The sequence below is a fragment of the Flavobacterium sp. GSA192 genome, from assembly GCF_006386525.1.
GTDB lineage: Bacteria > Bacteroidota > Bacteroidia > Flavobacteriales > Flavobacteriaceae > Flavobacterium > Flavobacterium commune.
The window spans coordinates 214338-235276 of the sequence record NZ_VAHC01000001.1 but is presented as its reverse complement, the minus strand read 5'-3'; the positions used below and the strand labels follow the sequence as shown (position 1 = coordinate 235276).

Annotated in this window: 19 protein-coding genes; 4 read left to right on the top strand and 15 right to left on the bottom strand. The window is 34.7% G+C overall.

What is annotated here, in order from left to right; genetic code table 11:
- The 11 genes from FDM27_RS01125 to mraZ form a co-directional block, all read right to left on the bottom strand.
- Nucleotides 1-726, bottom strand: coding sequence for a cell division protein FtsQ/DivIB (locus tag FDM27_RS01125; RefSeq protein ID WP_140484867.1), 726 nt, complete (start codon nucleotides 724-726; stop codon nucleotides 1-3).
- Nucleotides 710-2065 carry a UDP-N-acetylmuramate--L-alanine ligase gene (gene murC / locus FDM27_RS01120; protein WP_140484866.1) on the bottom strand — a complete coding sequence of 452 codons (1356 nt, stop codon included), beginning with the start codon at nucleotides 2063-2065 and terminating at the stop codon, nucleotides 710-712. Before murC ends, FDM27_RS01125 begins: the two co-directional genes overlap by 17 nt.
- 139 nt (nucleotides 2066-2204) lie before the next feature.
- Complete coding sequence (gene murG, locus FDM27_RS01115; RefSeq protein WP_140484865.1) at nucleotides 2205-3293, bottom strand: undecaprenyldiphospho-muramoylpentapeptide beta-N-acetylglucosaminyltransferase; 1089 nt, start codon at nucleotides 3291-3293, stop codon at nucleotides 2205-2207.
- Nucleotides 3294-3303: 10 nt separating this feature from the next.
- Nucleotides 3304-4596 carry an FtsW/RodA/SpoVE family cell cycle protein gene (locus tag FDM27_RS01110; protein ID WP_140484864.1) on the bottom strand — a complete coding sequence of 431 codons (1293 nt, stop codon included), beginning with the start codon at nucleotides 4594-4596 and terminating at the stop codon, nucleotides 3304-3306.
- A gap of 104 nt (nucleotides 4597-4700) precedes the next feature.
- Nucleotides 4701-6032 (bottom strand): UDP-N-acetylmuramoyl-L-alanine--D-glutamate ligase, encoded by a 1332-nt coding sequence (gene murD, locus FDM27_RS01105; RefSeq protein ID WP_140484863.1) that lies wholly within the window; start codon nucleotides 6030-6032, stop codon nucleotides 4701-4703.
- Between the two features lies 1 nt (nucleotide 6033).
- Nucleotides 6034-7263: a phospho-N-acetylmuramoyl-pentapeptide-transferase gene (mraY, locus tag FDM27_RS01100; protein WP_071184935.1), complete on the bottom strand. Its 1230-nt coding sequence runs from the start codon at nucleotides 7261-7263 to the stop codon at nucleotides 6034-6036.
- Between the two features lie 7 nt (nucleotides 7264-7270).
- Complete coding sequence (locus FDM27_RS01095; protein ID WP_140484862.1) at nucleotides 7271-8737, bottom strand: UDP-N-acetylmuramoyl-L-alanyl-D-glutamate--2,6-diaminopimelate ligase; 1467 nt, start codon at nucleotides 8735-8737, stop codon at nucleotides 7271-7273.
- 43 nt (nucleotides 8738-8780) lie between these two features.
- The gene (locus FDM27_RS01090; RefSeq protein ID WP_140484861.1) at nucleotides 8781-10784 is read right to left on the bottom strand and encodes a penicillin-binding protein; all 2004 of its coding nucleotides are present in this window, start codon (nucleotides 10782-10784) and stop codon (nucleotides 8781-8783) included.
- A complete protein-coding gene (locus FDM27_RS01085; RefSeq protein WP_071184933.1) occupies nucleotides 10775-11122 on the bottom strand; it encodes an FtsL-like putative cell division protein in 348 nt (115 codons plus the stop codon). Before FDM27_RS01085 ends, FDM27_RS01090 begins: the two co-directional genes overlap by 10 nt.
- Before the next feature lie 59 nt (nucleotides 11123-11181).
- The gene (gene rsmH, locus FDM27_RS01080; RefSeq protein ID WP_181161614.1) at nucleotides 11182-12090 is read right to left on the bottom strand and encodes a 16S rRNA (cytosine(1402)-N(4))-methyltransferase RsmH; all 909 of its coding nucleotides are present in this window, start codon (nucleotides 12088-12090) and stop codon (nucleotides 11182-11184) included.
- A complete protein-coding gene (gene mraZ, locus FDM27_RS01075; RefSeq protein WP_071184932.1) occupies nucleotides 12065-12535 on the bottom strand; it encodes a division/cell wall cluster transcriptional repressor MraZ in 471 nt (156 codons plus the stop codon). Before mraZ ends, rsmH begins: the two co-directional genes overlap by 26 nt.
- A 380-nt stretch (nucleotides 12536-12915) precedes the next feature.
- On the opposite strand from mraZ, the gene FDM27_RS01070 reads away from it, so the two are divergent.
- Together FDM27_RS01070 and yihA are read left to right on the top strand one after the other, a co-directional pair.
- On the top strand, nucleotides 12916-13695 hold the full coding sequence (locus FDM27_RS01070) for an alpha/beta fold hydrolase (protein WP_071184931.1): 780 nt from the start codon (nucleotides 12916-12918) through the stop codon (nucleotides 13693-13695).
- A 26-nt stretch (nucleotides 13696-13721) separates the two neighbouring features.
- On the top strand, nucleotides 13722-14345 hold the full coding sequence (gene yihA, locus FDM27_RS01065) for a ribosome biogenesis GTP-binding protein YihA/YsxC (RefSeq protein WP_071184930.1): 624 nt from the start codon (nucleotides 13722-13724) through the stop codon (nucleotides 14343-14345).
- A 121-nt stretch (nucleotides 14346-14466) separates the two neighbouring features.
- Here yihA and gldC read toward each other — a convergent pair whose 3' ends face one another.
- Nucleotides 14467-14802 (bottom strand): gliding motility protein GldC, encoded by a 336-nt coding sequence (gldC, locus tag FDM27_RS01060; RefSeq protein WP_071184929.1) that lies wholly within the window; start codon nucleotides 14800-14802, stop codon nucleotides 14467-14469.
- The gene (gene gldB, locus FDM27_RS01055; RefSeq protein ID WP_140484859.1) at nucleotides 14802-15761 is read right to left on the bottom strand and encodes a gliding motility lipoprotein GldB; all 960 of its coding nucleotides are present in this window, start codon (nucleotides 15759-15761) and stop codon (nucleotides 14802-14804) included. The genes gldC and gldB overlap by 1 nt, the downstream gene beginning before the upstream one ends.
- A 102-nt stretch (nucleotides 15762-15863) precedes the next feature.
- Here gldB and nadE point away from each other — a divergent pair, with 102 nt between their 5' ends.
- A complete protein-coding gene (nadE, locus tag FDM27_RS01050; protein WP_140484858.1) occupies nucleotides 15864-16664 on the top strand; it encodes an NAD(+) synthase in 801 nt (266 codons plus the stop codon).
- Between the two features lie 96 nt (nucleotides 16665-16760).
- The gene (locus FDM27_RS01045) at nucleotides 16761-17390 is read left to right on the top strand and encodes a response regulator transcription factor (protein ID WP_071184926.1); all 630 of its coding nucleotides are present in this window, start codon (nucleotides 16761-16763) and stop codon (nucleotides 17388-17390) included.
- 1 nt (nucleotide 17391) lies between these two features.
- Here the strand turns inward: FDM27_RS01045 and dnaG are convergent, their stop codons facing one another.
- Nucleotides 17392-19446: a DNA primase gene (dnaG, locus tag FDM27_RS01040; RefSeq protein WP_140484857.1), complete on the bottom strand. Its 2055-nt coding sequence runs from the start codon at nucleotides 19444-19446 to the stop codon at nucleotides 17392-17394.
- 138 nt (nucleotides 19447-19584) lie between these two features.
- Nucleotides 19585-20910: a hypothetical protein gene (locus tag FDM27_RS01035; protein WP_255510432.1), complete on the bottom strand. Its 1326-nt coding sequence runs from the start codon at nucleotides 20908-20910 to the stop codon at nucleotides 19585-19587.
- Nucleotides 20911-20939: the final 29 nt, after the last annotated feature.

Sequence of the window (20939 nt, the reverse complement as noted above, 5' to 3'; positions counted from 1 at the left end):
TTATTTAGTGCAAACTACTTGTTTTGTAAACCTGAGGTCAATCTTTTTATATTTATATAACGTACTATCTAAAACTGCTTTTTGAAAAAAGGCTTTATAATTTTTAAATTTCGTTTCAAAATTCATCATACTACCAAAATCAATCTGGTAATCGTAATTCCTATTGAACATTTTTAAGCTAGCATTAGGCATAATCTCTATAGCAATGATGTTTTTTTTCAAAAAATCATCCTCATAAATCACACGAAACAAACGAGCCAATTTTTCGTTATCCCCTCTATTTATATCCCCCGAAACAAGTGGAACTCTAGCTGTGAAATTATCCGATAGCGGCATCTTACCACCTTTATAATCAACATAAAAAGATTCTGAACCATTAATCACTCTAGCCACAGGAGTCTTTTGCTTTACAACCGCTTTCAGAACACCATCAATACTTACAAAAACATCTGATTCGTCAATCATCGCATTTGAATTCAGCTTTCCTTCCAGCTTATTCAAATCTAATTTATCTTTTTCAATAGCTAATGGGTCGCCCATATTTTCTATTAACAATTTATTAACCGTTTCTTTCTTGACAAAAAGATTGTTTTCTCCTACAAAAACAACAGCTATTTTTGCTAATTTTCGCTTTTCATTTCGCTTTGAAGTAAACGAAAAAAGAAAAACAACCAACCCTAACATTAGGATTAATCTGATATTTATCCAATTAAATATTTTTTTCATTTAAAGCGTTTTTAATTGCTCCCACCATTTCACCAATATCACCAGCTCCAATTGTAACCATAACCGGAGCATCACTTTTCAACATAGTTGCTATCAAATCTTCTTTTGAAACTAATTTTTTATTCTGATTTTCTATCAGAGACAACAACCAGTCCGAAGTTACTCCTTCCATAGGCAACTCACGTGCCGGATAAATATCCATCAATAACACTTCGTCAAACTGAGAAAGACTTTTTGCAAAATCATCTGCAAAATCTTTGGTTCTGCTAAAAAGATGCGGCTGAAAAACTGCCAATACTTTTTTGTTAGGACACAACTCCCTAACCGCCTGATGTACCGCATTTATCTCAGTAGGATGATGTGCATAATCATCAATATAAACCAGGTTTTCAGTTCTAATTTGATACGAAAAACGTCTTCTTATTCCTTGGAATGAAGCTAAGGCTTTTGCAATGGCATCGGTTGGGGTGCCGAAATTTACTGCCATTGCAAAAGCCATTAAAGCATTCATCAAATTATGTCTTCCTGGTAGTCCAAAACGAAAATCTTTTAAAACTCCAGCAGGTGTTTTAACATCAAAAACATAGTTTCCGTCTTCTATTCTAATATTAAAAGCATTGTAAACCGCTTCTTCCTCATTTACTCCAACAGTAATTCCTGAAAGTGGCAAATCAGTCGTAATAAACAATTTAGATTTATCCTCTACTTTATCTGCAAACTCAGTAAACGATTCTTTTATAGCATCGCTAGTTCCGTAAATATCCAAATGATCAGCATCCATTGAAGTCACACAGGCAATATCCGGATGCAAATGCAAAAACGAACGGTCAAATTCATCGGCTTCAACAACAGTTACGGTTTTCCCGCTTCCTATTAAATTCGAATTGTAATTTTCTACAATTCCTCCAATAAAGGCTGTTACATCAGCACCACTTTCATTCAAAATATGTCCTAAAATACTGGACGTAGTCGTTTTCCCGTGCGTTCCCGCCACTGCAAAACAAAAAGTATCCTTCGTAATAATCCCTAAAACTTCGGCTCTTTTTTTAACCTGATAATCACGCTCTAAAAAGTAATTCCACTCGGAGTGGGTTCTTGGAACTGCTGGCGTAATTATCACCAAGGTATTTTCGACAAAATAATCCTTAGGTATTAAATTGATATCATCATCAAAATGAATAGCAATACCACTTTCGATTAGCTCATTAGTTAAAATCGTTGGTGTTTTGTCATAACCGGAAACCTGTTTCCCGATATACTTAAAATAGCGCGCCAAAGCACTCATACCAATACCACCGATACCGATAAAATAAACGTTATGTATTTGATTTAGATTCATTTTCAATGTCAATTTCAATAATGTTTCAATGTTAATTTCAACAACAATATCAATTGTCAAAAATCAAAACTGAGATACTATTGTGTTATTATTTTTATTTCTATTTTGCTATTGCCATTATTATTGACAATTATCATTGCTATTGTATCAATTTCACAATTTCGTCGGCAATTTGCTTTGTTGCTTCTGGCAACGCGAGTTCTTTTATATTCTCACTCAACTGCTTTTGTTTTTCCGGATCTTTCAACAAAGCTTCAAAAACCAAACTAAACTCGGTATCTAATTCAGATTCTTTGATTAAAAGCGCTCCTTTTTTATCGACAATGGCTTTTGCATTTTTTGTCTGATGATCTTCAGCTACATTAGGCGATGGAATAAAAATTACCGGTTTCCCCACAATACACAATTCCGATACCGAAGAAGCTCCAGCACGCGAAATAATAATATCGGCGGCAGCATAAACAAAATCCATTTTTTCAATAAAAGCAACCACCTGAACATTCTCCGAATTGTATTTTTTATAATCCTCGAAATACAACTTCCCACATTGCCAGATAATCTGAACGTCTTGAGCCTGTATATTTTTCAGTTCTTTTTCAATTAACTGATTGACTCGTCTGGCACCTAAACTTCCACCAAGAACTAAAAGCGTTTTTTTATTGGTATACAATTTAAAATATTCAATTGCTGCTGCTCTTTTGCTTTCAATTGCAATCAAATCCTGACGAACAGGATTCCCTGTCAAAATCATTTTTTCTTTTGGAAAAAATCGTTCCAGATTTTCATAAGCCACACAAATAGCATTGGCTTTTTTACTCAACAATTTATTGGTAATTCCCGGAAAGGAATTTTGCTCCTGAATCAATGTTGGAATACCAAGCATATTTGCCATTTGCAACAAAGGACCGCTTGCAAAACCACCTGTTCCTATAACCGCATCGGGCTTAAACTGTTTTATTATTTTTCTGGATTTCCACAAACTGCTAATTAATTTCAATGGAAACATAGCATTCTGTAGAGTCAATTTTCTTTGCAATCCGGCAATCCACAAACCTTTGATAGCATATCCTGCTTGCGGTACTTTTTGCATTTCCATCTTATCCTGAGCTCCTACAAATAGAAACTCCACATCCGGAAATCTCGATTTTAATTCATTGGCAATTGCAATTGCAGGATAAATATGTCCTCCGGTTCCTCCGCCACTCAATATGAATCTATACTGTTTCATTGCTATCAATCTATTTATTTAAAACGGCATTCATTGGATTAGTCATTTTATCTTCTATCGAATAGGACTCTTTCTGTTGTTGCTCTTCAGCAGCTAATTCAGCATCAATCAGTCTTTGAAGCGCTTCTTCTCTTCTGGCAGCATCTTTTTGTTCTTGTTCTATTTCTTCTTCTTTTTTGGTTACACCAATGATGATTCCCAATGCGATACAAGTCATCCAGATAGAAGTTCCTCCACTACTTATTAACGGAAGCGTTTGTCCTGTAACAGGTAATAATTCTACAGCAACTGCCATATTAATCATCGCCTGAAAAATCATTGGAAAACCGAGCCCAATGACGACTAATTTTCCAAAAAGCGTATTGGCCTTATGCGAAGCAATCACAAAACGAAAAAGCAACAATAAATACAAACACAGCACTCCTAAACCACCTAACAAGCCGTATTCTTCAACAATAATGGCGTAAATAAAATCGGAAGACGATTGTGGTAAAAAGTTTTTCTGAACACTTTTCCCCGGACCTAATCCATATATTTTTCCAGATGCAATGGCAATTTTGGCTTTCTCTATTTGGTAATCATCTTCATCAGGCTTATTGGTACTAAAATTTTCAATTCGGCTTTCCCATGTTCTAACCCTGCTAAACAATTTAGCATCTGGAAAAGCTTTAGACAATACCCAGAAAAAACTAAGAAAAACTATTCCTGAACCTACAATAATTCCGATATATTTCATTGGATATCTCCCTATGAATACCAACATTACAACCATTGAAAAAATCAAAGCTGTGGTTGAAAAATTCGAAGGCAGGATTAACATTAGCGTAATAAAAACAGGCAACCAAAGTTCCTTTAAAGACTCTAAAAAGTCTATCGGCTCTGTTCTTGTTTTTGATAAATAACGTGCTACAAACACAAACAAAACCAAAGCTGCAAAGGCAGAAGGCTGAAATGACAAACCTACAAACGGAATTTGGAGCCATCTACTTGCATTGGCTCCGCCTATCACTGTTCCTTTTATCATTGTAATCCCTAAAACCACCCAAACTACAGGCAGTAACAATTTAGAAATAGACCGGAAATAATGATACGGAACATTGTGTACCGCATAAATAATTGCAAAACCACAACAAATATGTATCAGATGTTTTAATAAATACCCTAAGGTATTTCCTGTTCCATGACCCAAATAAGCCAGGTTACTACTGGCACTAAAAACAGGCATAAAGGAAAACAGGGCCAATAAGGCCACAAATGACCAAATCCCTTTGTCCCCTTTTAAACTGCTAATTAGTTGTTTCATCGTTTTTAAGTTATGGGTTGTGAGTTATAAGTTATGGTGCATGGATTCTGAATTTTGAAACATATACACTTCCAGCTTCCATCTCCTAACTTCTAGCTTTTTTTTTACAAATTATGCACCGCATCTTTAAATTGTCTTCCTCTGTCTTCGTAGTTTTCAAACAAGTCAAAACTAGCGCAGGCTGGAGACAATAAAACAGTATCTCCTTTTTCTGAAATGTGTTGTGCCATTCTTACGGCTTCGGTCATCGTGCCTACTTCAACCATTACATCCACCACATTACCAAAAGCATCAATAATTTTTCTGTTATCAACTCCCAGACAAATAATCGCTTTTACTTTCTCGCGAACCAATGCCATCAATTCGTTATAATCATTTCCTTTATCAACACCTCCAACGATCCATACTGTTGGCGAATTCATACTATCTAAAGCAAAAAAAGTAGCGTTTACGTTAGTTGCTTTCGAATCGTTGATGTATTGCACATTTTGGATTTTCAATACTTTCTCAAGACGGTGTTCTACACCCTGAAAATTTGATAAACTTTCGCGAATTGTTGCTTTTCTAATTTGCATCAATTTAGCTACAGAAGTTGCTGCCATGGCGTTTTTAAAATTATGTTTTCCCTCCAAGGCAATTGCTGCTGTTTCCATTTGAAATTCCTCTTGATTGATTATTGCTTCCATTGTGTTATTTTTTATAAAGGCTCCTTCTTCAAATGTTTTTGTCAATGAGAAAGGAATTAATTTTGCTCTTGTTTTGTTCTTTTGTAACCATTCTGAAATTGCTTCGTCATCTGCATCATAAATGAGATAATCCTCTTCGGTCTGGTTCATTGTTATTCTAAATTTCGAATCAATATAATTCTCATATTTATAATCGTATCGGTCTAAATGATCCGGACTGATATTAGTTATAATGGCTATATGCGGCTTATAATTTATGATTCCGTCCAACTGAAAACTACTCAACTCCAACACGTAACTATCGTACTTATCTTCGGCGACCTGTTCAGCAAAGCTTTTCCCGATATTCCCTGCCAGTCCTACATTCAATCCCGCTGATTTCAGCAAATGATAGGTTAACATCGTAGTAGTTGTTTTCCCGTTACTTCCTGTTATTCCTATCGTAATTGCTTTAGTAAAAGGAGCAGCAAATTCGATTTCAGAAATTACCGGTATTCCTTTTTCGACCAGCTTTTTTACTATGGGTGCTTTCTCAGGAATCCCCGGGCTTTTCATCACCACATCGGCATTCAGAATCAGGGATTCTGTATGTTTTTCCTCTTCCCAATCAATACCATTTTTTATAAGAACTTCTTTGTAATTTTCTTTTATCTTTCCAAAATCAGATACAAAAACATCGTATCCTTTTTCTTTTCCAAGGATTGCTGTTCCAACCCCGCTTTCGCCTCCGCCTAATACTACTAATCTCATCTTATCTTAGTTTTAAGGTAACAATGGAAAGTATCGCCAGCATGATGGCCACAATCCAAAATCGGGTAACAATCTTACTTTCGTGATAACCTTTCTTTTGATAATGATGATGCAATGGCGACATCAGGAAAATTCTTCGGCCTTCGCCAAAACGTTTCTTGGTATATTTAAAATAACTCACCTGTAAAACCACTGAGAAATTTTCTACAAGGAATATTCCGCATAATAATGGAATCAATAATTCTTTTCGAACAGCAATTGCTAATACCGCGATAATTCCTCCTATAGTTAAACTTCCTGTATCTCCCATAAAAACCGAAGCCGGATAGGAATTGTACCATAAAAATCCGATGAGTGCCCCAACAAAAGCAGCAATAAAAACCGTCATTTCTCCCGAATTAGGGATATACATAATGTTGAGATAATTAGAGAATATAATATTTCCCGAAACGAATGTAAAAATGGCGAGTGCCAGTACCGAAATAGCAGAAGTTCCTGCCGCTAGTCCGTCGATACCGTCAGTTAAATTAGCACCGTTAGAAACCGCCGTGATAATAAAAATTACTACCGGAATAAAAACTAACCAAGCCCATTTTTCATAACCTTCGCCTGTCCATGCCAAAACTTCAGCATAATCAAACTCATTATTTTTGAAAAAAGGAATTGTTGTTGCTGTAGATTTTTCCTCAATACCGGCTGGCACTATAACGGCTGCAGTTGTTTGCTTAAAAACATCGGTTTTTCCGGTATCAGTTCGAACGGTTACTTGTGGATTAAAATACAACACACTTCCCACAATCAAACCTAATCCAACCTGACCAAAAACCTTAAAAATTCCTTTTAATCCTTGTTTGTCTTTTTTGAAAATCTTGATATAATCGTCTACAAAACCAATTGTTCCCATCCATAAGGTAGTCACAATCAACAAAACGATATATATATTATGCAATTTGGCAAACAACAAAACAGGAATTAAGGTTGCAAAAATGATAATCAATCCTCCCATGGTAGGAGTTCCTGCTTTCTCATTCTGCCCTTGTAAACCGAGTTCTCTAATAGTCTCGCCTACTTGCTGTTTTTGTAAAAAGCGAATGACTCTTTTTCCATAAATTGTTGACAACAACAACGAAAGAATAAAAGCTAATGCCGATCTAAAAGTGATGTATTGAAAAACTCCTGTTCCAGAAATATTCAATGTTTTGTTGAAATAATCAAATAAATAATACAGCATAATTTCACTATTTATGTAGTTCTTCTAAAATTCCCTTAACAATCTCCATATCATCAAAATGAGTACGAATACCCTTGATTTCCTGATAGGTTTCATGTCCTTTTCCTGCAATTAAAATAATATCATTGGGCTGAGCCAATTGGCAAGCAATTTTTATAGCTTGTTTTCGATCGGTTACAGCAAAAACTTTTTTATGATTTTGTGGTGGGACTCCCGCTTCCATTTCTCCAATAATCACTTCCGGGTCTTCGTCCCTTGGATTATCAGATGTTAAAATGGTTTTGTTACTCAATTCAGATGCAATTTCAGCCATAATTGGTCGCTTCGCCTTGTCTCTGTTTCCTCCACAACCTACAATAGTTATCAGTTGTTCGTTCTTAGTACGCACTTCATTGATGGTTTTCAACACGTTTTCTAAAGCATCAGGAGTATGTGCATAATCCACAATAGCAGTAACATTAGAATCAGAAACAATGTATTGGAATCTTCCGGAAACACTTTCCAATTCGGACAACAAACGAAGTGTTTCCAAGTTATCCAAACCTAATTCGATAGCAGTTGCATAAATTGCCAACAAATTATATGCATTAAAAACACCTATCAGTTTTACCCAAACTTCGTTGCCTTCGATTTTAAGCAACAAACCTGACAATAAATTCTCTAAAATTTGAGCCTTATAATCAGCATAGGATTTCAGTGCATAAGTACGTTTTTTAGCTAGCGTATTTTGCATCATCACCGCTCCATTCTTATCGTCAATGTTCGAAATAGCAAAAGCAGTTTTTGGTAAATTGTCAAAAAACGATTTTTTAACATCTCTATATTCTGCAAAAGTCGGATGATAATCTAAATGGTCATGTGATAAATTAGTAAAAACACCTCCTGTAAAATGTAATGCCTCGGTGCGTTTTTGGTGAATTCCATGGGAGCTCACTTCCATAAAACAATACTCAATACTGGCGTTGACCATTTCATTCAAAAAATGATTAATCGTAATAGAATCAGGTGTGGTGTGCGTAGCTTTAAATTCCACATCATCGACCAATATTTTTACTGTAGAAAGCAAGCCCACTTTGAATCCTGCTTTTTTAAATAATTGATATAATAAAGAAGCAATAGTTGTCTTGCCATTAGTCCCCGTAATTCCAACTAATTTTAATTTTTCGGATGGATTTCCAAAATAATTAGCAGCCATAAAAGCTAATGCCTTATTGGTGTCGTTTACCTGAACATAAGTAACCTCACTAGCAAATTGCTCCGGAAAAGCATCACATATAATTGCTTTAGCTCCTAAATCGATTGCTTTTTGAATATAATCATGACCATCGGAAATAGAACCACGAATAGCCACAAACACATCATTGGCTCCGATTTTTCTGGAATCAAAATCCAATTTCCCGATAACAACATCTGTCGATCCGTGAACCGCTTCGATTGCTACTTTATATAATATGTCTTTTAATAATTTACTCATATCTTTCATTTTTCACTCTCTTTGATGAAGAGCTTAGTTGAGGCTACAATAATTCTAAAGTTATGGTAGTGTTTTTTATAATATTTTGTCCTGCCTGTAACGATTGCTTTTTAACCTTTCCCATTCCACTGGTTCTCACTTTCATTCCTAAATTTTCCAGCAAAGCAATGGCATCCATTCCCGGCATCCCTTTAACATTAGGAATTAATTGCTGATTCTTTTGGAGTTTAGCATAATATTCGTTGTAATTTTTCTCCTGTTTTGGAATCTTTCTATCCAGTTTTTTGATTTCATTTGTCGAAGGTACTTCGGTGAAAATCTTTTGGGCTATTCGTTTAAAAACAGGACCTGCCACATCGGCACCATAATAATTATTATTGGATGTATTAGGCTTATGAACCACTACAATACAAGAATATTTAGGATGATCCGCTGGAAAATACCCCACAAAAGAAGAGGCATAATACAAGCCTGAACCGTCACGTTTTCCGTAATTTACCTGAGCTGTTCCGGTTTTTCCTGCCATAGAAAAATCCTTAGAATATAATTTTGAACCTGTTCCTCGTTTAACTACATTTTTCAAAACAGCTCTTACTTTTAAAAGTGTTTCTCGCGAACAAATTTTAGGATTAATAACCTCCGGCTCCATTTTTTTGATGGTTCTGTTCCATTCTTTAATTTCAGAAACAAATTGTGGTTTTACCATCACTCCATTATTAGCCACCGCATTATAATAAGCTAAGGTTTGCATTGGCGTAACCGAAACCCCGTATCCAAAAGCCATCCAAGGCAATGAAATATTAGACCAATTTTTATCCGTAGGTTGTGGGATAAACGGACGTCCTTCTCCTTTAAAATCCATATTCAATCGTTTATTCAATCCATAAGAATTCACTCGATTGACAAACTTGGACGGATTGTTTTTATAATTATCATATACTGCCTGAACCAAAACGGTGTTTGAAGATAATTCGAAACCTCTTCCTAAAGAAATTTTCCCATAACCTCCTTTATGAGAATCCCTCACTGCCTTACCCGAGTACCTTATTTCTCCTCCTTTGGTATCATAAACCGTACTGGTATCGGCAACTTTATCTTCCAGAATAGTCATTAAATCAACTAATTTAAAAGTAGAACCCGGCTCATGCGATTCGGCTACTGCGTAATTAGTTGTTTCATAATAGGTTCCATCGCTAGCTCTTCCTAAATTAGAAATAGCTTTTACCTGCCCCGTATGCGATTCCATCACCACCACGCAACCATGATCGGCCTGATAATCTTCTAATTGTTTCAATAAAGCGTGGTGTGCAATATCCTGAATGTAAACATCTATTGTAGAAATCACATCGTAGCCATCCTGAGGGTCAACCTCATTCAAATCTCTGATAGGTTTCCATTGTCCTTTAGCAATTTTTTGCTTCAGAATTTTTCCATCTTTACCATTCAAATAATCTCTGTAAGCCCATTCAATTCCTTTTCCATCCGAATGTCCTACCTGGTATTTTCTTTCGTACCCAATGGTTCTTTCGGCAATTTTACCAATAGGATGCTCGCGTACTGTTTTTTGTTCGATTATAATTCCGCCTTTATAAGCCCCTAATTCAAATAAAGGAAAACTCTTTATTTTCATATAATCGGTATAACTTAGATCCCTGGCAACTAAATAATAACGATTATTATTAGCTCTTGCTTTTCTGAGTTCATTTTGATAAAAACCTGCTGATTTCCCTAAAACAGTAGCTAATGAATCGGCCAAAGCATTCACATTTTGCTCGAAAGCTTCTTTTTTTGGAGTCAAAGCATCAAAGCGGATAATGTATTTTGGGATTGAAGTAGCCAACAAACTTCCATCGGCAGAATAAATATTTCCTTTATTAGCAGGAATAACAAAATTCCGAACCGTTCTTTCCTTTGCTAATTCTCTATAATACTCTCCTTCGACCCATTGAATATTAGTCAACTTAACAGCAATTCCTATTGCCATCAAAAAGATAGCACAAGCAACCAGATAGATTCGGTACGATATGTGTTTATCATCTACTGCCATAATTTCTTAAGGAAACTTTTTTCTTCTTCTTTCTTCACTTTTATCTTTACCGGAGGTACTGTAGATGGGAAAATTTCTTTTTCCACCATCTTTTCAGAAACGGTTGACTCCATTCGTAACTTCATTAATTCCGAACGTCTGTCAACAAATTCTGAGCGCAATTCTTTTACTTCTGAAGTTAATTCAGCTATTTTAAATACTTTTTGTTCGTATCGCTGTGTATTTGCAATCATAATTATTGCCAGAACAATCAAAAAAACAATAAAACGCCAATTTTTTATCGCATCATCATCGATTAAAAACCTTGCTTTTAACAGATTATAAATACTCGTTTTCATATTTTCCTCTCCCCAACCCTCTCCAAAGAAGAGGGAGACTGGGTGTTAATTTGTTATCTTTATTTTTTTTCGGCAATTCTTAACTTGGCACTTCTTGCTCTGTTATTCACCTTAATCTCTTCGTTATCAGGAACAATTAATTTTCCAATAGTTTTAAACGGAACCGAAAAATTGCCAAAAAAATCACGTTCAGGTTCTCCTTCAAACATGCCGTTTTTTATAAATCTTTTCACCAAACGGTCTTCTAAAGAATGATACGAAATCACACTTAATCGTCCTCCCGGATTCAAAATTTCTAATGATTGTTCTAAAAATTCTTTTAAAACATCCATCTCCTGATTCACCTCAATTCGAATCGCCTGATAAATTTGAGCCAATACTTTATTTCGAACTCTTTCAGGTAAATATTTCGCCAAAACTTCTTTTAATTCATCAGTAGTTTTTATTGGCCTGTGTACTCTGGCTTCAATAATGGTTCTTGATAAAGCAGGTGCATTTTTCAATTCACCATAATCATAAAAAACCCTTCTTAAATTAGCATCATCATACTCATTAACTACCTTATAAGCATTAAGATCATTTTTTTGACTCATTCTCATATCCAAACCTGCATCAAATCGGGTTGAAAATCCTCTTTCCGGCACATCAAACTGATGAGAAGAAACTCCTAAATCACCTAAAATCCCATCAACATTTCTCACACCATGAAAACGAAGGAATCGTTTTATATGTCTAAAATTTTCATTAATCAATACAAATCGCTCATCAGGTAGTGCATTAGCAAGTGCATCTTCATCCTGATCGAAGGCAAATAATTTCCCGTTAAGCCCTAATCGTCTTAATATCTCTTTCGAATGACCACCTCCACCAAAAGTCACATCTACATACACTCCGTCTGGCTTAATATTTAAACCATCTACTGTTTCTTTTAGCAAAACCGGATTATGATATTCCATCGTTGTTGTCATTTATATTACCCATTACCTCTTCAGCCAAATCTGCAAAATCAACTCCATCATCTATTGACTGCTCATACAAATCCTTATCCCAAATTTCCACAATATTCACCGCAGACGAAAAAACAACATCCTTAGTTATACTGGCAAAATTCACCAAATCCTTAGGCACTAATAAACGCCCCAAAGCATCAATCTCAACTACCTTGACACCAGCAGTAAACTTGCGGATAAAGTCGTTGTTCTTCTTAACAAATCGATTAAGCTTATTGATTTTTTGCATCATCAAATTCCATTCTTCCATTGGATACAACTCCAGACAAGGCTGAAACAAAGAGCGCTTCAAAACAAAACCGTCCTGAAGAGAGGTCGCCAATTGCTTTTTCAAAGGAGCAGGTAACAAAACCCTCCCTTTAGCATCAACTTTACACTCATATGTTCCAACAATTGTATTCAAAAGAATAGCTTTAAATGATATAGAGCAAAAATATAAAAAATTTTACCACCTTTTACCACTTTCTACCACTTTGTTGATAAGTTTACCCACTTCAAACCAAAACCCTTTAATTTTTAGACAATCAGAACATTAGCCAAAAGAGCATTTCTTAACAAGAGCATAATTCAATTCGAAAAACCACTCTTAAAAACAATTTATTTCTTAAAGCATAAAAGCATTATAATCCCATAAAAAAACCATAGACATTCAACAACATAAACACAAAAACACACCTTCAACACTAAAAAGACTTATAGATTATACTCAAAAAATGTTTTCAAAAATTCTTTTTAACTGATTATATCCTATATTTGTCGAAATTGAAATTCGCATCCAAAAGCATGGAAAAAAACTATAAAAAAGAAGGCAGATACAGCTATTATGAAGCAGGAGAAGGAACCCCAATTGTCATTTTACATGGCTTAATGGGAGGCCTAAGCAACTTTGATGGCGTAGCTCGTTACTTCTCTGACAAAGGATACAAAATTGTTATTCCGGACTTACCCATATACACTCAAAGCTTACTAAAAACTAACGTAAAAGCTTTTGCGAAATACGTAAAAGACTTTATTACTTTCAAAGGCTTTGACCGTGTAATACTTTTAGGAAATTCATTAGGAGGACACATCGCTTTGTACCACACTAAAATGTATCCTGAAAAAGTAGCCGGACTAGTAATAACAGGAAGCTCAGGACTTTATGAAAGCGCAATGGGCGATAGCTACCCAAAACGCGGTGACTATGAATACATCAAGAAAAAAGCTGAAGACGTATTTTATGACCCAAAAATTGCCACTCCGGAGTTAATTGACGAGGTTTACGCAACAGTAAACGACAGAATAAAATTAATCAAAACCTTAACCATTGCTAAAAGTGCCATTCGTCATAATATGGCTAAGGATTTACCTAAAATGCACGTTCAGACTTGTATCATTTGGGGAAAAAATGACAAAGTTACCCCTCCTGATGTAGCCCAAGAATTCAACAAATTATTACCTAATTCAACCTTATACTGGATTGACCAATGCGGTCACGCAGCCATGATGGAACATCCTGATGAATTCAATAAATTACTTGAAGAATGGCTGACAAAAACTAATTTAAAAGCAGCTTCGGCATAAAACAGCTTTTTTTATATTAAAAAAACATGAAAATCAATACCGCCGAATTCGTAATTAGCAACTCAGACGTAAGCAAATGCCCTAAGGACTTTTTGCCCGAATATGCTTTTATAGGCAGGTCTAATGTAGGCAAGTCTTCATTAATAAATATGTTGACCAACCGACAAAAATTAGCCAAAACATCAGGAAGACCAGGAAAAACACAATTAATTAATCACTTTTTAATTAACAACAATTGGTTTCTGGTTGATTTACCCGGCTATGGTTATGCTAAGGTTTCAAAGAAAACCAAATCTGTTTTTCAGCAATTCATTACTGATTATTTTGAAAAAAGACAGCAATTAGCCTGCGCATTTGTATTGATTGATATTCGCCATGAAGCACAAGCTATCGACATTGAATTTATGAATTATATGGGCGAAAGCGAAATTCCTTTCTGCATCATTTTCACCAAAGCCGATAAAATCAGTAAGGTAAAAATTGACTCTCATGTTGCAGCCTACAAAAAACAAATGTTCGCTAACCATTGGGCTGAAATGCCTCCTTATTTTGTAACCTCATCAACTGAAGGCACAGGCAAAGAAGAAGTCCTAAATTACATAGACGAAGTCAATCAGGAAATTTTTAAAAACAACAGTGGTGGATTTTAAATTCCAATCCCGATAGGAATCAGGATACAAATCCAAATTCCAAACGTTTAAAATAAAAAATCCCAAACTCCAAGATATTAAAATTGGAATTTGGGATTTTTCTATTAGAGTTTTTCAAAAATTATTTTGTCAACTCTAATTTCTCTGCAAAATACTCGCAGAAATCTTTCATCGTTGCTGACATTTTTTCATCACCGGTTGCACGGTGAAAAGTATCCGACATTGCCACTAAAGTCTGGTGAAAGAAAATTTTCATCTCATCTACAGGCATATCTTTAGTCCATAAATCAATACGCATACTTTCTTTAGCCTTGCTATCCCAAACTGACAACATAATTGCTTTCGACTCTTCTAATTCAATTCCACCATCTTTTGCCGTCCAATATAATTTTTCCGGAACACGGTTTTCATCTAATTCTACCAGGAAATTTATTTCTGATTTATTTGTATTTGACATTATTTCTTAGGTTTATAATTTGATTTTTCAAAAATTTCTTTTGCACTCATCTGCATTAATTGCGGCAAAGATACTTCATTATTTTTCATATACGAACGCACAATTTGCCAACCAATCCAGGCTCCTACCTTACCCGGAGACTCATTATCAATTTCTAAATAAAATTTAGAAAAAGGCGCTGGACTAATAAACCTAGGAATCAACTTAGGATCATCATTATACAGCAATTGATCTTCAATAAAATAACGCCACATATAACTCTCGTTTTCCTGACACCACAACAATTGCTCAGCTGTGTAACCTATTTTATCCGCATCAGTATAATCTTCTGACAACAATTTATCTTTTAAATACAATTGCTTTCCGGAATAAATCATAGCCGCCAAAAAGTTTTTTTCTATGCTTGGCGGGATTTGTCTTCTTGCAAAACTTTCTACAACATCAGGCATCATTTGTCTGGGTTCGAAATTTTGTTTTAAATAATTCGGAAACTGATAAAATTTATGTTCCTTCCCCAGATACATTTCAAGCGAAATAATCAATAAGCTATCAGCATAAATCACCTTATTATTATAATCCATTTCAGCTACAATAGTATATACTTTAGGCGTAGCTGTTTTAGGAAAATTGTATTTTATATGCTTAAAAACCCCTTCTAATTCTGCTTTATACAAATCAAAATTGGAAAACTTTTTTTGCACTTCCGAGTATAATTCCCGCCAAAGTGGGTTTTGCATTTTTTCTAACCAAACAGCATCATCATTTCCGGTCGGAAAGAAAAAAGGAAATTCTTTTTTAATCTTTGGCAGATCCTCAGGAGCGGTTTCGAAAAATATTTTATCAAATCGTACCACTTTTAAATCAACCGAAATAGCCTCTACTGCTTTTTCTGTCTTATTTTTAGTCTCACATGACAAAAAAAAGAACAATAGAACTAAGGAAAATACACAAGTTTTCATTTTATTTTAATTAAATTTGCAGCATTATAACAGGAACAACCAGTATGTTAACGAAAATTTGATGCAAAGATACGTTCCTGATGCTTAAAATTTGAACTATTTATGACTAAAAAAAGCACTCTAAAAGTTGATCAGGTAAACACTCAGATTGTCAATTGGTTAAAATCTTATGCAGCAACCACAAAAGTTAATGGTTTTGTAGTAGGAATTTCAGGCGGTGTAGATTCGGCTGTAACCTCTACTTTATGCGCTCAAACCGGACTTCAGGTTTTATGTGTTGAAATGCCAATCCACCAACATGCCAGTCATGTAAGCCGCGCTAAAGAGCATATTGAACAACTTAAGAAACGTTTTTCTAATGTGAGTAGTGTTCACACTGACTTAACAGCTGTATTTGAAACTTTTAAAAAAGAAGTTCCTACCAACTTTGAAGAAAACAAACTTAATCTAACCTTAGCCAACACCCGCGCACGATTAAGAATGACTACCTTATATTATTATGCAGGAGTTCATGGACTATTAGTTGCAGGAACCGGTAATAAAGTAGAAGACTTTGGCGTAGGTTTCTACACTAAATACGGTGATGGCGGTGTCGATTTAAGTCCGATTGCCGATTTAATGAAATCAGATGTTTTTGCTTTAGCCGAATATTTACAAGTCCCTAATTCTATCTTAACAGCTCAACCTTCAGATGGTTTATTTGGAGATGAAAAAACCGATGAGCAACAATTAGGTGCCACTTATGACGAATTAGAATGGGCAATGCTCGAAGATGAGAATAAAAATCCCCAAAACAATTACTCTGAAAGAGAAAAAAAGGTGTTTGAAATCTACAAAAAACTCAACACAATCAACCAACACAAGATGAATCCAATACCAGTTTGTGTAATTAATCGGATTTAATACTATTTTATCTATAAAAAATAGTATTGTTGCTTTTTTTTACTTAAATTTATATATATAATTCACACAAAAAAACAACCCTAAAAAAAAAAAATCATGATTAAAGTTTGTCTAGCCGATAATTTTCCGGTAGTGCATTTTGGAGTAAAGTCGTACTTCAAAGACCATTCAGACATATCAATTACTGCCAATGTTGGTAGTTTTTTGATGATAAGAGATATACTCTTAACAAAAGAAATTGACGTTCTTGTCTTGGACTTAGAACTTGAAGGTCTTTCGAGTATTTTTGAAGTAAAAGCGCTTTTAAAGAATTTCCCTAAAACTAAAATTATTATTTTTAGTGGACTTTCTGAACAAATTTATGCTCCTAATGCCATCAAAGCTGGAGTTTCCGGATATGTTCATAAAAAAGAGAAATTAGAGACTCTGGGACAATCTATAATCAAAGTTCATCAAGGTAAAATTATCATGAATGAAACGGTTAAGAAAAACCTAGCTTTAATTGCTAAACAAAGTAAAAGCGAGCGTTTGTACCGTAAACTTTCTAACCGTGAAGTAGAAGTTTTACGTTATTTAAGTGGTGGAAAGAAAAACCACGAGATTGCAGAAATCTTAGGTTTGAACGAAAAAACCATTAGTACTTATAAATTACGTTTATTAACGAAACTAAATGTTACTAACTTAGTTGATTTAGTAAACAAAGCTAAAAGTTTAGAGATCGTTTAATCTAAAAACGAGACATAACCCTACCCAGTTTTTTTGAAAAAGCTCGAGTGAGTTCATTATAATCTCTAATCATCATTAAAGACTCCATATTATCCTGATCAGGAGATATGGAGTTTTTTAATTCATCAATAATTCTACCGACTAAATACCATCTTAAGGTTAAAATAGTCTCAGAAACATTTTGGCTTATAGTATCCTGTTTTGTTTTAGGAAAAATATTTTGACCTTCCCAATCATGCAAAACTAATCGCTCATCTTCCATCAAAATATCAGTCACTTCCTGGGCATATTCTGCTGGCAAATGCATCAAATACTGTTCTAAACTAAAAGAATCATTTTGAAGATAATGGTTAATCAAATCAGTAAATATTCCACGAAACAAAGGGTTAGCTAATTCAACTTCATCTTCTTGTAAACTTAAATAGATACGTTGAAAAACTTTATAGGACTTCATTTCAGAGACATACACGATTTCGCCATCTTCATTTGACTTCATCAAAACATCTTCAAATTGTTCTGTTTTATTTCCATAAAGCAATAAAATTTCAATAACTTTTCGTTCTAAACGATAAAGAACATCTACTTTTTCTGTAGGCTCGCTTTGATATCCCGGTTCTCCAGGATAGTCCTCTGGCGGTCCAAATCTAGGGTCTTCTGGATCTCCTCCTGAATACCCTGTATTTTTCGGGTTTTGGTTTCTATGAACTTCAAAAGGTTTTTGTTCCTGCTTTTGCTTTTTAGCAACTTCAGCAACATCTTTTTGAATCAACTGAGCTAAAGTACTAATAAGGACTTGCTCCGAAATATCCATAATTCGAGAACATTCCTGGATGTAAACTTCGCGCTGAATACGATCTGGAATTTTAGAAATACTTTGCACCATATCCCGAATCAAATCGGCTTTCTTGATAGGATCATTCTTGGCTTCATCCATCAACAACGAAGCTTTGAACTGAATAAAATCCTTAGCATTATTTTCTAAATAGGCAACCAAATCATCATGCGAGGTTTTTTTAGCAAAACTATCCGGATCTTCTCCATCAGGAAAAGTACAAACTTTCACATTCATTCCTTCCTCTAGAATCAAATCGATTCCACGAACAGAAGCCCGAAGTCCGGCAGCATCACCATCAAAAAGAACGGTAATATTTTTGGTCAATCGGTTGATTAATCTGATTTGATCCGGAGTCAAAGCAGTTCCCGAAGAAGCCACAACATTCTCAATTCCCGCCTGATTAAACTGAATTACATCAGTATAACCTTCAACCAAAAAACAATTATTCAGTTTGGCGATAGATTGCTTAGCCTGAAAAATTCCGTACAGAACTTTACTCTTATGATAAATTTCACTTTCCGGTGAATTCAGGTATTTAGCCGCCTTTTTATCATTGGTCAGAATCCTTCCACCAAATCCTAAAATACGCCCTGACATACTTTGAATAGGGAACATCACACGCCCCTTGAATCGGTCAAAAGGACGATCTTCCCTAGGGATAGTCAAACCGGTACTTTCTAAAAATTCTAATTTATAACCTTTTCCCAAAGCTTCTTTGGTAAAAGCATCCCAGGTTTCAGGCGAATACCCTAAACTAAACTTTTCAATAGTTTCGGTAGTAAAACCTCTTTCTTTAAAATAAGAAAGTCCAATTGCTTTTCCCTCTTCGGTATTTAAGAGTGTTTTATGAAAATAGTCTTTTGCAAATTCCGAAACCAGATACATACTTTCTCTAGCATCCATATTGGCTTTTTCAGCATCAGTCTGTTCGGTTTCCTCAATTTCGATATTGTATTTTTTAGCCAGATAACGAATGGCTTCCGGATAGGTGAAATGGGAATGTTCCATCAGGAAAGCCACAGAGTTCCCTCCTTTTCCGGAGCTAAAATCTTTCCAAATTCCTTTAGCCGGCGACACCATAAACGATGGCGAACGCTCATCAGAAAACGGACTCAATCCTTTAAAATTACTTCCGGCACGTTTTAATTGCACAAAATCACCAATTACCTCCTCAACACGGGCAGTTTCGAAAACGGTATCTATCGTAGCTTTTGATATCAATTTTTAAAGAATAAAGTTGGAAAGGTCAAAGATACAATATCAACGGCAATGGCAATAGTAATTTTCAATTTCAATACATCTTTAAATTTGATTTTTTTTGAGATTGCAATTGATTTTTGACATTGATATTGATTCTCATTAATTAAAATCAAATCGTAAACCTAAAGAAACATTGTTTTGCTTTACTGAATTATCTTTAAACAACGGATTCAAATCGTATTTCAAATACAAACTAGTTGCTTTGTAACCAATATAAGTACTCAGTCCGTATATAAAATCATTGGTGTTAAAGTCGTCTTTGGTCTTTATTCTAATTTCATCTTCGCTATTATTATAATACAATTTTTGCTTTGTCTTCATTCTAGTACCAAGATAACCTCCTACTCCTAAACGAAACCCTTTATGTGTGGAAAAGCCAGAATTACCACTTTTTGATTTATTACCAGAAAAATCAAATTCTAAATGTATAGGTGCTACGAGATATACATTTTTAAAGCGAGAATTTTTTAATTCAGAAGGAAACACTTCCAGATTGGTTTGATTTTCTTCTGTAACATAATAACGATTATCTGTTGGCCGAATGTTGTTATACATTACTGAAAATCCATATTTTAAATGTAACAAATTATAATTTTTAAATATTCTAGTGTTATATGTAAAGCCCCATTCGAAAAAACGGGATTTCCAATAGGAGAAATCAGAATTAGCAACTGCGTTATTAGTAATTAAATTATTCGCCCCAAATGCCAATACAAACTGCGAAGTACTTCGTTTTTCGTTTTTGTTATTAGAATTTATTACTTTCATCGCTGGGACTACAAATGTTTTCCTGCCTACTGAATCTTTCTCAATATATCCATCACCTTTACCTAAACCTAAAACTGCATGTTTTTCATGTACTTCTAAATCAGAATCCACGTCATCTTGAATCAATTTTTTCAAGGCTTCTTGCCTAAGGCTTACTTTTTCTTCAATAGTCTTCGCTCTAAACCCTGCAAGCTTTAACTTTTGCTCTTCTGCTTGTTTTTTTGTTATCACACCTTCAATCAATTGTTTATCCACCTCTTCAACCTCCTTCTTCAATAATTCTTTTTCTTCACGAACATCTTTTTTAATTCCTTGGGAAATCCAAAAAGCTCTCCCTTCAAAACTTTTAGCTCCCATTTCTGGAAATTGTTGAAATAAGTTATCTGAATTCAACTTATCTCTTTCTTTTATATTCAATTCCCTTTTTTTCTCTAAAACGTTTTTTTGTTTTTTGAATTCTTGTTTCGAAATAACACCATTTTTTTGCTGCACTTTTAACTGATCTAGTTTTGCAGAGAATATTATCTCTTCCTCTTTAATTATTTCCTTACGCTTGGCATCGAATTTTTCGCTAGCTTCTTTATAGGTTTCTTGTGCATTTATTTTACTCACAAAAAGACATAGGAATAACACTAAGTAAATGGTAAAATTTCTCATATTGATTTAATTTTTAAATATTGTTGGTT